General features: G+C 38.6%; 9 protein-coding genes. 2 read left to right on the top strand and 7 right to left on the bottom strand.

Features of this window, described 5'->3' with window-relative positions; all coding sequences use genetic code 11:
- Positions 1-232: 232 nt before the first annotated feature.
- From RCG25_RS04485 to RCG25_RS04460, 6 genes are all read right to left on the bottom strand, one after another.
- The gene (locus RCG25_RS04485; protein ID WP_308082488.1) at positions 233-2329 is read right to left on the bottom strand and encodes an Ig-like domain-containing protein; all 2097 of its coding nucleotides are present in this window, start codon (positions 2327-2329) and stop codon (positions 233-235) included.
- Positions 2330-2662: 333 nt separating this feature from the next.
- The gene (locus RCG25_RS04480) at positions 2663-4177 is read right to left on the bottom strand and encodes a cytochrome c3 family protein (protein WP_308082487.1); all 1515 of its coding nucleotides are present in this window, start codon (positions 4175-4177) and stop codon (positions 2663-2665) included.
- Positions 4178-4335: 158 nt separating this feature from the next.
- Complete coding sequence (locus RCG25_RS04475; protein WP_308082486.1) at positions 4336-5307, bottom strand: 6-bladed beta-propeller; 972 nt, start codon at positions 5305-5307, stop codon at positions 4336-4338.
- A gap of 2 nt (positions 5308-5309) precedes the next feature.
- Positions 5310-6011, bottom strand: a complete 702-nt coding sequence (locus tag RCG25_RS04470; RefSeq protein ID WP_308082485.1) for a tetratricopeptide repeat protein — start codon at positions 6009-6011, stop codon at positions 5310-5312.
- 23 nt (positions 6012-6034) lie between these two features.
- Positions 6035-7207 (bottom strand): cytochrome c3 family protein, encoded by a 1173-nt coding sequence (locus RCG25_RS04465; RefSeq protein ID WP_308082484.1) that lies wholly within the window; start codon positions 7205-7207, stop codon positions 6035-6037.
- Positions 7208-7234: 27 nt separating this feature from the next.
- Positions 7235-8626, bottom strand: a complete 1392-nt coding sequence (locus tag RCG25_RS04460; protein WP_308082483.1) for a cytochrome c3 family protein — start codon at positions 8624-8626, stop codon at positions 7235-7237.
- A gap of 524 nt (positions 8627-9150) precedes the next feature.
- On the opposite strand from RCG25_RS04460, the gene secA reads away from it, so the two are divergent.
- Positions 9151-11661 (top strand): preprotein translocase subunit SecA, encoded by a 2511-nt coding sequence (gene secA / locus RCG25_RS04455; RefSeq protein WP_308082482.1) that lies wholly within the window; start codon positions 9151-9153, stop codon positions 11659-11661.
- A 76-nt stretch (positions 11662-11737) separates the two neighbouring features.
- Positions 11738-12715, top strand: coding sequence for a phosphotransferase (locus RCG25_RS04450; protein ID WP_308082481.1), 978 nt, complete (start codon positions 11738-11740; stop codon positions 12713-12715).
- A 55-nt stretch (positions 12716-12770) separates the two neighbouring features.
- On the opposite strand, the gene RCG25_RS04445 is transcribed toward RCG25_RS04450, so the two are convergent.
- The gene (locus RCG25_RS04445; protein WP_308082480.1) at positions 12771-14030 is read right to left on the bottom strand and encodes a DUF5667 domain-containing protein; all 1260 of its coding nucleotides are present in this window, start codon (positions 14028-14030) and stop codon (positions 12771-12773) included.
- Positions 14031-14184: the final 154 nt, after the last annotated feature.

The following is a 14184-nucleotide window of genomic DNA, read 5'->3' as shown; positions in this document are numbered from 1 at the left end:
AATACAACCTGAAAAAATAGTTAATTTTCACTTTTAATTAAGTGAAACATTTCTACAGTATATGATTATTAAGATAATCATCAAAAATAGCGTTCAGTTGTTAGCTTTTAAGGTTGTTTTGGTAATCAGTAGTTGACCTTGTACGCTAAACGATGAAAAAAAGACGTGTTGCATTAACACGTCTTTTCTGAATAATCATAACTAAATTTTTTATAGTACAAGATATCACTCTTTAGTTTCTTTTTCCCTTTTTTGGAGCATGTGCTGCCTCAATATACGAATTTTTATCGCTATGACATTCAGAACATGGTTTTGTACTATCATGTTCAGGAATACCCGGATTAACTGATTTACCTGTTATTTCATCAAAGATTTGTGTACCTACTATACCAAAAATCGCTGTTTTACCATTATGGCAAGTTAAACAGAATACCCTTTCCTTATCTGCGTCCCATTCACCACTTTGAATATCAAAAGATGTTGGATTTTCAGTACCTATTTTACTTTTAAGGAGTTTAATATTATTCGAACCATGTGTGTCATGACATTCTGCACAAGGAATGTGCCCTGCAAGAGGACTTCCATCTTGGGCTTTAATAATATGTCTTGAAAAATCTTTTTCTTCTGTAGAGATCTCGCGTTTAGAGAAAGATAATGGACCATTGACCTCTTCATATTGTTTCTTTATTTCTTCTGTCAAATTATCATAATAGCTTGCTATATCTGTAGTTTTGTCAAACTTCTTTTTAAAGTCTGCATTATGACAACGAAGGCAGAGATCATAATCCTCATATATGCCCGTTGCTTCACTTGATTTATTGTACTGGAACACACGATAATTCACAGCAGGATCGGCTATTTTCTCACCACTATTCGTTTCATGGCAGGATTCACATAATTGTTCTTTACTGCTTATTTCCTCTGTAGGTTTAATAGGATCTACAGGATTAGACGGTAAATGCTTATAGGTAATATGGTCTTGTGCCAAGTTAGGATTATTTTCTGACCAATCTAAATGCGGATTATGACAACTAGCACAGGAGCTTCCGCTTGGTTTACCATCAATTTTTACAGCAGCATTATGGGTATGGACATTAAGCCGGTTCTCAGGCATTGGTGCCACCGTCCCGTCATGGCATGCCATACAATAGTTATCCGCAGCGAGACCCTCTTGCTGATCTGAATCACCTGCGGATTTTGGTGAAAGTAAGTTTGAATCCTTTGCTTGGTGTGTATTATGACAATTCCCACATGTGTTGACATTATTATCATAACTACCATGCGGGTTTTGGTGTGTTTCAGAAGTAATAGCGATAGTCGTGAACGACCACGCTCTTGGGAAGGCATTATTTCCTGCCAAATCAATGATCCCTAATGGATTTATAACTACATTGTACTTTGAATTCGGCCTTAATGGAGCGGACGGTGTAAATGTGATTTCCTTTGTTACACTATTATAGCTATGTGTTCCGTCCACCTTAGTGCCATTTTGACTAACGGTGATACTTTTATTAATTATTTCATCACTCTCATCTAATGCAGTTGCATCCAAAATCTTGACTCTAATCGTTGGATTCAGCGCAACTTGTGTCATATCCTGCTTTGGGGAAATTTCCGGCAGGACTATAGGTCTAAGTGTATCTAATGTAAAGGTTATTTTAGTAACATTCCCAATGTTACCTGCTCGGTCTGTTGCTTTGGCATAGACAGTATGGCTGCCTTCAGTTAATTGAGCGTCTTGGTAATCCCATTTCCCCAAACTATCAGCCAACGTCGTCATCCACGTTCCTATAATCTGTCCATCACTATCTTCTGAACAATCCATACAACTCTCAACGATAGCACCAGGTTCCGAGGTGCCTTCTAAAGATTTTGAATTCAAATAAGCTCCATTGAGTGGTTTTATAAAACTTACATTAGGAAGGGTAGAATCAATGGTTACCTTAATAAGGTTTGAACTAATTTCCACTCCATCAACGACTGTTTTGGCAGTGAGTGTGTGGACGCCCTCAGACAAGGTGAGAGGAATGGTCCAGTTGTTTTCTATCACTTCGCTGGTTGTACCTAGTTGCTCTGTTCCATCATATATAATGATAGATACCACTGTGGAAATATTCTCAATGACACCGGAGATAGTTAAGTTTGTTTCACTTACAAGTGCACCTGTTTCCGGTGAGGTAATCATAATCTTAGGTTCTGTACTAATTACTTCTTCGCCGTTGACATGTAGCACAAAAAATGTTTGCTGGGATCCTAACATTTGAATAAATAAAACAAGTATAATTAATACTCGTAATTTCATTTTATGCAGGAGTCCTCTTCTTTTCATGTAGCACCCCTCGTTTCTCTACTATTTATGCAGTGTCAAAATGATGTCCTCTATACTTATTTTATTCCTATTGGTGGAAGGGCACTAGAGGAAGAAGATAATATTCAATAAATATTCATATATAGATTATAAAAAAGTGGATTACTTGTTTCTGAAGGTTAAAAATTCTTTTTTTAATATATAATATGTAAAGTATTAAATTTGACAATTCAATGACAAAAATGTTACTATATTGTCAATAAATAAGATGCTATGCCTAAGCATAGCACCCTATTATCCAAACATTTACCTTTGAGCTAATAATTAGTTGCAGCTAATTATTAGCTTATTTTATTAATAGCCAGTTGGCATTCCGATTGGGTGATCGTCACGACGCTCAGTGTTCTTAATTGATTCAGCATGAGAGCTGTTGTGACATGCCCAACATACTGACATGTTAGTGAATTTCTTAAGAGCAGAAGAAGCGTTGTTGTCTTGCATGTAGTTTAATGCTTCTGATTCAGTTTTAGCACCAGAATCTACTAAGCTCTTTATTGTATTTCCAAGAGAATCTTTCATGATGTAAGCATCAGTACCGTGACCATAGTGACAACGTACGCAAGTGTAAGAGTCACTGTTAGTGCTGTGACGGTATGCTGCATTTTCAGCTTCAAAGTGAGTTGATTTAGTTCCAGAAGCAGTTAAGTAATCTGTGTGACAAGCCGCACAGAACTTGGACATTGCAACACCGATTCCTGTTACAGTGCCATCAGCTTTTACGGTGTAGCCAAGATCCTTTAGTTTTTGCTCTGAAACGCCCATTTTAGCTACAGTAGATCCGCCAAAGTAAGCAGCTTGATTAACAGTGTGGGTTGCTTCATCTTTTTCCATTTTAACAACTACTGGACGAGCAAGGAAACCAGTTGTGGCATTATTTAGAGCTGTTTTTCCTGCATCAGTAGTAGAATATGCTTGGGCATGTTCGTAATCGAAATAAACTCCAGCTGTTGAACCGTAAGCTGCAACAGTAGTAGCATCTTTCATTAAACGTGACCAGTAAGTTTTTCCATCAGTACGGTTGTCATATCCATATAACCATGGAGCCTCAGACTTTGTATATGCAGAAGTACCTTTGTTATATTGTGCAACAGTTACAACACCAGAAGTAGCATCTGTAGTACGATATAATACTACAGCAGGAGCAGCAGCATCAACTGCTGGTAATGTAGTTACTACAGGAACGTTCTCTAATTGCATACCACCTTGAGAAGCTGGCATTGAAGCAATCCCGTTTGGATTGTAAGAAAGCAAACGGTCAGAGTAAGATCCGTGTGGTGCGTGACAGCTAGCACAGTTGAAGTTTTCGCCCCAACCAGTTCCACTAGTTTTAGAACCTTCAGTGTGATTTCCACCTGGTGCAGCACTGATTTTTACTGCATCGTTAGCTTGGTGCTGAGATGCGCCGTGAGTACCACCGAAAGTACCAGCACCAGTCATTTTAGCAGTTTCGCCGCTAGCAAATACGTTAGCAAATCCTAAAGTACCATCATGACATGCAGTACAAGTGTTATAAACATCATCCGCAAATAGTAATGAGTCGCCTTTTGCAGTGTGTGTTTGGTGACAACTTGCACAAGAGTTTGTGTTATTTTGGTAAGAAGTGTGCATTTTTTGGCCAGTTAAAGCCTTGATAACAGTACCAGCTGTAGAACCGTCGTTAGTGTCAACACCCTCAGCTGTATGGTTTGCGTTTGTAATTGTTGTTCCTTTTGTTCCTGGAGTCATTGTTGTTCCTGCTGCAAACGCAGCTGCTGCAAACATGCCCATAAGCATGATTGCGAACAAGAAGCTTAAACTAAACTTTCTCATTCTTAAAACCTCCCAAAAAATCTCTCTTTTTTCTCTCTCTTTATCTTATATACTTTGAAAAAACCTTTAGACGATACGTTTTTCTATACCACCCCCTTAAATGTGAAGGAAAAAGTTTATCAAACTAGTTCTTAAAGGTTACAACCAACTTGATTCTGTTATTTGAAGACTTGAACCCGAATGTTTAGTGTATCCGTAATATATACATTGTCGTTTTTGTCAATATATAAGCCATTTGGCAGGGAGAATTGTCCGTTGTTTTCACCCATTCCGCCAAATTCGAATACCTTTTTACCATCCTTATCAAATCCATAAACAAGGTGTGTAAGGTTGCTGACAACATACATTATTCCGCGGCTATCAATGCCAATTCCCCTCGGGTTAACAAAAATTGATTCACCCTTACCATTGTTAGATCCATTAATAATTTTTACAAACTTACCTTGTTTATTAAAAATTTGCACCCGTTGGTTAGCAGTATCAACCACATAAATATTTCCGTCCTCATCTGCGGTGATCCCATTTGGTGCGCTTAACTCACCATCATTTTTTCCAGGCTTACCAACGTCAAGGAGCAGTTTGCCATTCATATCGAATACATAGGCTTTGTTCGTTTTTATATCGGTAATGTAAACTTTTTTATCAATAATTCTTAATGCAGCTGGTGATGAAATTTTCTTTTCTGTCATGGTTTTCTGGGCGAAGTAGTCGATAAATTTCCCTTTTTCATCGAAAATCGAGATATTTCCATTATATAAATCTGCTACGAATACTCTTCCTTTATCATCAGTTGCAATCCCATAGGGGAATGTGAATTGTCCCTTGCCTGTTCCTTCCTCGCCAAACGAGAACAGGAGGTTACCGCCGACATCAAATGCCAGAACGCGTTTATTATTCGTATCCGATACATAAGTAAATGAATTATTAGAAGTAACATCCATTGGCTTTGCCATTGGTTTGTTAAAGTCTCCTGTAAGTGCACTACTGTAGTTCGGTTCCCCTTTTGGGTTAATAACTTTTAGTAAACCCGTATCAACTGCTTTGGTTTGATTAAAGAAAAGGAAGGTAAATACTGCTGCCGTGGCTATAGCAATGAGCGCCATTCCGATATACACATTACGTCTTTTCATTGTTATTCACCTTTAGCCTTTGTGTCTTTATCTTTCAATCTATCTAATGCATCTACTGCATCCTTAAACAATGGATCATATTGAAGTGCATCTTTGTAAATCATTATCGCATCATCGTATTTTCCTTGTGCCTCTGCCACCATGCCTATTTCATAAATAATGTCAGCATTGGTTGGGGCTAGTTTATTAGCCTGTTCTAAGGCTTTTGTGGCCTTATCGTATTCACCCAATCCACGATATGCAATACCCATTTGTACATAACCCTTAAAGTCTTTAGGAGCTATTTTTACTGCTTTCTCAAGTTCAATCAAAGCCTCATTAAAACGTTCCTCACTTATATACACTAAACCCAGGTTATAACGAGCATCATAATAATTTTTATCTTGCTCCAATACATTATCAAACTGTTTTATAGCTTCCTCATTATCACCCTTAAGATAATAAGTGTAACCAAGTACAATTCGATTTTGTAAATTTGCAGGATCTTTTCTAACTTCTTCTTTATAATAATCAAGCTGTTCATTGACCCGTTTCATATCAATATCATTCCAAAAATAAAAGTGACCGAGAGCATATCCTGTACCGATTGAAATAACTAATGTAAGTAATAATAGCAGGATACCCGTTTTCTTTTTAAAGGTCTTGACCGGCTTCTTAGCTGCTGCTCTTCCCTCTAATTCCTGAGGTACTTTTTCTGCTTCCATAAATAAATCCCCTCTCGGATTCTTTATTGCTTGCTATTAGTTTTGTGACACCTATTGCAAGTTTTTTCCACGTGGCATTTTAGACATGTTTTATTATATTTTTGATTTTCTGGTACTTTGAATGGATGTCTATCTCTCCATGTGTCCCTATGTGAACTAGGATGACACGAAGCACACTGAACAGTAGTAACTGGTGAATCACTAACATTCCTATTATCATGACAAGTGAAGCATTTTTGAGTATCCTTCGATAGACGTCCATGCTCGGTCATAAAGGAAGAAATTTTATGACTGTTTGGTTTAGTCCCGTGACATTCTTTACAGAAACTATTTGTCTTTGCAAACTGTGCTACAGTTACTTTAGTAGAGTTTTTTGTATCCCCATTTAAGAACCTTTGATATACTGGATCCTCTTTAAATAAATCATACTTCTCAGTCGACATATAGGAATGGCATTGCTCACATTTTTTCAAATTAGAGGGTTGAATCTTACCATGCCCGCCAGACTTAAACTCTTCTGTTTTATGATTCTTAGGTACCATCGTTGTTTCGTGACACGCCTTACACTCCAAAGTAGCCTTTCTTGCTTCATGACATTCCATACAAGTATCCATTTGTGGACTAGTAAACTTTTTATCATTCATAAGTGATGAACCTAGTTTTTCATCCCATTTTCCATAATCACTTTTATATGTCACTTTACGATCAGATATTTTTCCGTGAGCAGTTCCACTGTGGCATTGAACACATTTAATGCCTTCTGTCTTGTGTTTGGTATGTGGAATTATGATATCCCCTGAAGGAGTAACATCACGATATTTCATATTGTGACAACTCTCACATGCCTCATCAGGTATCAGATTCGGCATCTTAATGGGTGCGATATAGGTATCTTTTTCTTTTTTATAAAATTCTACGAGGCCATTTCCTTTCGCTTTCACGATATTCTCTGCCCCAGGCCCAATATGACAGTTAACGCATTCTACCTCACTATGAGATGAAGCTTTCCATGTATAGTACTGGGGCTTCATTTCATGACAGGATGCGCAAAACTCTGAGCTTGATGTTGCTTTTAGCCCTAACCCTCCGACAATGATGAAAAGGGCTAAAACCAACACTGTTAATGTCGCAATTTTGATTAGCTTATAGCGAAATTTGGGAGGGGCCGTCAGCTCTTCTTTGTGCTCCTCTTCCATAAAAGCGACCCTCCTGTTTAAAATTTATTATTTTTTCACATCTGATTTAAAACCAGTTCTGTGACAGTATTGACAATATACATCAGTAGGTGCTTTTACATCAGTTGAACCTGGCTTTGGTTTTTCACGATCGTGACAGACAAAGCATTCGGCTTTTTGAGTATCAGTCTTTGCTCTTGCTGCGTGCGCCGTTAACCACTGATTACTTTCAACGTGTCCAGGAGGACGGTTTGCGTGACAGGCACTACAGAATTTGTTAATTCGTGATTGTTCTTTAACGATGGTAATATTTGGTGTGTACTTTGTTTTTGTCTCCTTCATCTTAAGTAGTGACATAATGTCTTCTTTTGGAATCTCTCTAACCCACTTAGAATCCTGGTGACAGTTCACGCACTTATCTAACTCTTTAACTGCTGTACCACCGTGCTGTCCGTTCCAGCCTTCTACCTTGTGGCTCTTAGGAACCTTAATCTTTTTGTGACAAGTTTCACATGCCATAGAGATCTTAACGTCTTTCTGTTGCTTTCCAATGGCTTGTAAAATAATATCCTGTGTTTTTTGGTCATGCTCTGCTGCAATGGCTTCTGCACTTTCGTCTTCTGCTGTTGCTTCTGTAGATGTTTCTTTAGTTGGTTCTTTTTCTTTCTCTTCTAGTTTCTTCTCCATCTCTTCTGGATTTGGAGGAACGTTGTAAGCCACTTCCTTCCATGGCTTTTCACCGTTGTTAACTTTGTCGTGGCAATCAATACAAGTTCCCATGTTAGGTCTCAAGTATTTCTTTTCCATAAATTTTTCAGCATTTTCTTTTGTCCAATGACCGCGAACTTCTTCGGTGTTAATTCCGCGAGTGGCCATTTTGGCGTGCACAACTCCTGCGTGACAAGTAATACAAGGGATATCTTCTTCGATATGTCCTTTGTGGTTCACCTTCAAATCCCCTGATGCTGTTACTAGGCGATTTTTAGAGTGACATTGTAAACAGTTTTCATTTGAGACAGCTTCTTCTTCTGTTTGAACGATTTGCTTTGGTACGCCTGTTACGTGATAGTATACTTCTTTCATCGACTTCATTTTGTGCGTCAGCATGTTGATCGTTCCTGGCTTAATATGACACTGTACACATGAAATTTGATTGTGAGCACTGGCTGTAAATGTTGAGTACTCCGGCGCCATTTCGTGACAGCTCGAACAAAAGGATGGCGAGTTTGTGAAGGAAAGGACTCCATATCCTCCACCAAATACAATGATGCAACCTACAAGTGAAACAAATAGAAGTTTCCACCTGTTCACTGGATTCTTCCAATCTATACTTCGGAACTTATGCCAAAGTTTTCGCATTGGGCCTTTTTTTCTATCTTCTCTCGTTTCGGGATCTGCTTCTTTATTTTTCTTTCTCCCCCAAATGGCCACTTTACTCACCCTTCCCATCTTGGATTGATTCTCTATTTATTTTCCAGATTAACCTCTCTAAAGGTAGTATCTAACATTGTAAGGGTATAATCCAATGTACAATTTGTGAATATTTCTACACACCTGTGACAGATTTATTAACCATAAAAACAACATGTAAACATTGTTATATCAAGCCTTTAGTTATCACTATGCGAATAGTAGTAACTTGTATAAAATCAAATAATTATACAAAAATAAACACTTTTATTCATATTTTATTAAAAACATTTTGCTCCTTTTTCATATTGAAATAGCTTTAAGCTTTATTGCCATGAGATTGTCAAATATGACAAATAACCGAACCCTTCAAAATAGAAGTTCTGCTGTGAAAGAGATATAATAGTAGAATGACAAAATTTGCTTCCACGCTAACAATGTTGTCACTCTATAGTGGAAGTGGTAAGATGAAAAAGGAAATTATCGAATATTTTTGACAGAATTATTTTTGAAAAATACGTACTAGTCTCGATAAAAAGGAGCGTTCATCTGATATGGGGATTTTAAATAAAGTGTTTGATCTGAACAAGCGTGAGTTGAAGCGGTTAGACAAACTTGCCGTGAAAATTGATGCACTCGCTGCAGAAACTGAAAAGCTGACTGACGATCAACTTCGTGAAAAAACTGAAGAATTCAAATTACGCTATCAAAAGGGCGAAACGCTTGATGATTTATTAGTAGAAGCATTTGCCATTGTTCGCGAAGGTGCTCGTCGTGTTCTAGGGCTATATCCGTACCATGTTCAGCTAATGGGGGGGATTTCTCTCCATGAAGGGAACATTTCGGAGATGAAGACAGGGGAAGGTAAAACCTTAACGGCTACCATGCCTGTTTATTTGAATGCTCTTTCTGGTAAAGGCGTTCACGTAGTAACTGTCAACGAATACCTAGCAAGCCGTGACGCGACTGAGATGGGTCAGCTATATGAATTCCTAGGCCTAACCGTTGGCTTGAACTTAAACAGCATGGATAAGGAAGAAAAACAGGCAGCCTATGCCGCTGATATTACCTATGGTACAAACAATGAATTGGGATTTGACTATTTACGTGACAATATGGTCCTTTATAAAGAGCAAAAGGTACAACGTCCGCTTTTTTATGCGGTCATTGACGAGGTCGACTCCATTTTAATTGATGAAGCCCGTACACCATTGATTATTTCAGGCTCAGCTCAAAAGTCAGCTGTTCTTTATATTCAAGCCAATGCTTTTGTCCGTATGCTGACAAAAGATACTGACTATACGTACGATGAAAAGACAAAAGGCGTTATGCTGACAGAAGAAGGAATCAGCAAGGCTGAAAAAGCCTTCGGAATTGAAAACCTTTTTGATATGGCACAAGTTACGTTGAACCATCATATTAACCAAGCGTTAAAAGCAAATGTCAGCATGCACCTTGATATCGATTATGTGGTGCAGGAAGGCGAAATTGTCATCGTTGACCAGTTCACAGGCCGTTTGATGAAGGGCCGCCGCTACAGCGAAGGCTTGCATCAGGCAATTGAAGCAAAAGAAGGCCTCGAGGTTCAAAACGAAAGCATGACCATGGCTACAATTACATTCCAGAACTATTTCCGTATGTATGAAAAATTAGCCGGTATGACAGGTACAGCGAAAACAGAAGAAGAAGAATTCCGTAATATTTATAATATGAATGTTATCGTCATCCCAACGAACAGACCAATTGCCCGTGACGACCGCGCCGATTTGATTTACAAATCGATGGATGGTAAATTCCGTGCCGTCGTTGAGGATATCGCTGAACGTCATCAAAAGGGACAACCAGTCTTAGTTGGTACCGTAGCGATCGAAACATCTGAGCTTATTTCCAAGTACTTATTGAAAAAAGGGATCCGCCACAATGTCTTGAACGCGAAAAACCATGAACGTGAAGCCGAAATTATCGCCGAAGCAGGCCATAAAGGTTCTGTTACCATTGCGACTAACATGGCCGGACGTGGTACGGACATTAAGCTTGGCGAAGGAGTAATTGACTTAGGCGGTCTTGCCGTAATCGGTACGGAGCGTCATGAAAGCCGACGCATTGATAACCAGCTCCGTGGACGTTCCGGACGTCAAGGAGATCCTGGTGTTACCCAGTTCTATTTATCAATGGAAGACGAACTGATGCGCCGCTTCGGTTCTGATAATATGAAAGCCATGATGGAACGTCTCGGAATGGATGATACCCAGCCTATCCAAAGTAAAATGGTTTCCCGTGCAGTTGAATCTGCTCAAAAACGTGTCGAGGGCAACAACTTTGACGCCCGTAAACAGCTTTTACAATATGACGATGTTCTCCGTCAGCAACGCGAAATCATCTACAGTCAGCGCGATGAAGTATTAGAATCTGAAGACCTTCGTGATATTGTACAGAAGATGATTCTAAACTCTATTCAACGTAATGTAGATGTCCACGCCTCCCGTCATGAGGACGAGGAAGAATGGGATCTTCAAGCCATTGTTGAGTATGTACATGCAACCCTCCTTCATGAAGGTGACATTACTCTTGATGATTTGAAAGGTAAAGACCCAGATGAAATAGTCGACGCAATTTTTGCTAAAGTGAAGGAGCGTTACGATGAAAAAGAGCAAATCCTTTCTCCAGAGCAAATGCGTGAATTTGAAAAAGTTATTACATTAAGAGCTGTTGATTCCAAGTGGATTGATCACATTGATGCAATGGATCAGCTTCGTCAAGGAATTCACTTACGTGCATACGGTCAAATTGACCCGCTTCGTGAATACCAGCATGAAGGCTTTGCGATGTTTGAAGCAATGATTCAATCGATTGAAGATGAAGCAGCTATGTATATCATGAAGGCTGAAATTCGCAACAACCTTGAGCGCCAAGAGGTAGCAAAAGGTCAAGCGGTAAATCCGAAAGAAGACGGCGAACCCGTTAAGAAAAAGCCTAAAGTCAATCAAATGGATATCGGCCGCAACGATCCATGTATCTGCGGAAGCGGTAAGAAATATAAAAACTGCTGTGGAGCAGCGAAGTAATCTTGATGTAGGGACCGGCGAATGATCGTCGGTTCTTTTTTAATATAACTATGTGGTTCAATGTCCGGAGGTAAACATGAATAATATAATCAAAGTCTCTCACTCCCTTCTCTCGCCTCAATCAGTAAGAGAACTTTTAGATGGGTATCATTTTGAAACAGAGATTGTATCCTGTGAATTCCTTACCAGAGGATTAAATGATTCATATGTCATCACCACTCAAAACGAAAAGTATATCTTTAGGGTCTACAGGCACAATTGGAGGAGCAAATCAGATATCCTGTTTGAAATGGATGCTCTTAATTGTCTAAAAGAACAAGGACTCCTCGTTTCGGCTCCTGTTAAAACAACGCAAGGAAATTGGACCGTTGATATACAGGCACCTGAAGGAATAAGATACGGGGGTTTATTTACTTACTCCCCTGGAGACAGACCAGAAATCAACGAGGAAAACTGTAGCATCCTCGGAAGATCAATAGCCGAACTTCACCATAAGAGCAATTCATTAGTTTCCTCTCACGAAAGAAGTTTTGAATTGGACATTAATCATTTGTTAGCAGAACCTGTTTCGACCCTTTTACCTTTATTGGATAGACATTTACAACCCGACGAAGTCGACACTTTTAATACGATTACTGCAAAACTAGAAAAAATGATAAGAGAAAGCAAGCTAGAATACGGATTTTGTCATGGGGATTTTCACAACTTTAACATGCACTTAAATAACCAACAGCTGGAGGTATTTGATTTTGATTGCTGTGGTTTTGGCTACCGTTCCTATGATATAGCCGTCTTTTGGTGGAATTTAAAAAATAATTACCGTACGGTTGAGAAAGCTTGTTGGGATTCATTTTTGAATGGGTATTTAAGTCAGCGGAACATTCCCGAAGAAGACATCAGGAGTCTACCTTATTTTATATCGGTACGAAGAATTTGGCTGCTAGGAACCATGTTGAAAAATGAGGAGGTTTGGGGAAGGAACTGGATAAACTCAACTAACTTTAGTCATTTTCTTAAGGAACTTGTGCAGGATAGGGAATTATACAAAAGTTAATTTACCTGTTAAAAATCAAACAGGTGCGCCAAAGAGGCTGCACCTGTTTGTAATATTAATGGTTTCCTTTGCCGTGATGTTCGTTGTCGTCACCTTTTTCATGGTGATCTTTTTCATGCTTTTTTTCTTCAGACTTTTTAGCTTCTTCTCTTTGCTTTTCTTGAGCTTTTTTAGCCTCTTCTCTTTGTTTCTCTTGAGCTTTTTTAGCTTCTTCTCTTTGTTTCTCTTGAGCTTTTTTAGCTTCTTCTCTTTGTTTCTTTTGAGCTTTTTTAGCTTCTTCTCTTTGTTTTTCTTCTGCTTTTTTAGCCGCTGCTTGTTGTTTTTCTACACCCTTGCTAGCTGCTGCAAGCTTATCAGTCTCTTGTTCAGTTGTTTCTTGTTCCACTTCGGTTGAAGTTTCTTCAGTAGTAGATTCATCAGTTGCCACTTCATCATCAGAAGATTCATCACCGTTCACTTGATCTTCAAGCTTCTTCATCTTCTTAGCAAACTTAGCATCTTTCATTTCAAGCTTAGCCGCCTTTTTCTCTAACTTAGCAAAAGATTTTTGAATATTTTTCATTAGTGAGTGTTGAGCTTTAGGGTTTTCAACATGTTCAAGAGCCATTAATAAAGCATCAATGTTATGAGCAAGTTTACTTTTTACTTTGACCTCAGTATCATCTGCTGCTTCTGTTTCATCAGTAGCTTCTGTTTGATCTGAAACTTCACCTTCAGTATCACTTACAGTATCTTCCCCAGTTTTTGCTTCTTCAGAAACTTTGTCGTTCGCTTGTTCTTGTGTTGCAATCGCTTCTTTTAATAGAGCTGTAGCCTCATCAGTTTTTCCTTCTGCAATTAAAGCATTTGCTTCTGCAATACGCTCAGCAGCAAAATCTGCTAGAAGCTGTGCTTCTTTATAATCGTCAAAAGTGAATGCAAGTCGAACTTTTTCAGCCATTAATTTTACAAAATAGAAGAAATCTCCGGGAACTAATGAAGGAGCTTTGACTTCTTCTTCATCTGCTACTTCTGTATCTTCTGTTGTAGCTTCATCTGATTGTTCAGTTGATTCTTCCTCAGTAGTTGCACTTGAATTTTCTGTAGTTGTTTCTGTTTCAACAGCCTCAGATGTTGTATCTTCAGTTGCGTTATCGTCAGTTGTTGCTCCAGTATCAACTGTTGTATTTTCAACAGGTTCAGTTACAGTACCTGTTTCAGTTGTTGTTTCAGTTCCATCACCATTTGCAAATGCAGATCCTGTACCAAATGAGAAAATAATTGTTGAAGCAAGCATACCGCTAGTTACTAAATGTGCAACCTTTTTAGATTTCATGTCGAAAATTGCCCCCTATTTATTTGATACTAGAGGGTTCGACTAGTACTATCATTTTTATGATGGTGTATTTAAAAAGTTTTTTCACAAAAATTCTTAAACTTTTTCAAATGAAAAACGCTGCCTCCAACAAGTGGAGACAGCGTTCTCTTTA

The sequence above is a fragment of the Neobacillus sp. PS2-9 genome (assembly GCF_030915525.1).
In the GTDB taxonomy this organism is placed as follows: domain Bacteria; phylum Bacillota; class Bacilli; order Bacillales; family Cytobacillaceae; genus Neobacillus.
Note: the sequence above shows the minus strand (reverse complement) of the source record. Positions and strands in the feature narration are given on the sequence as shown.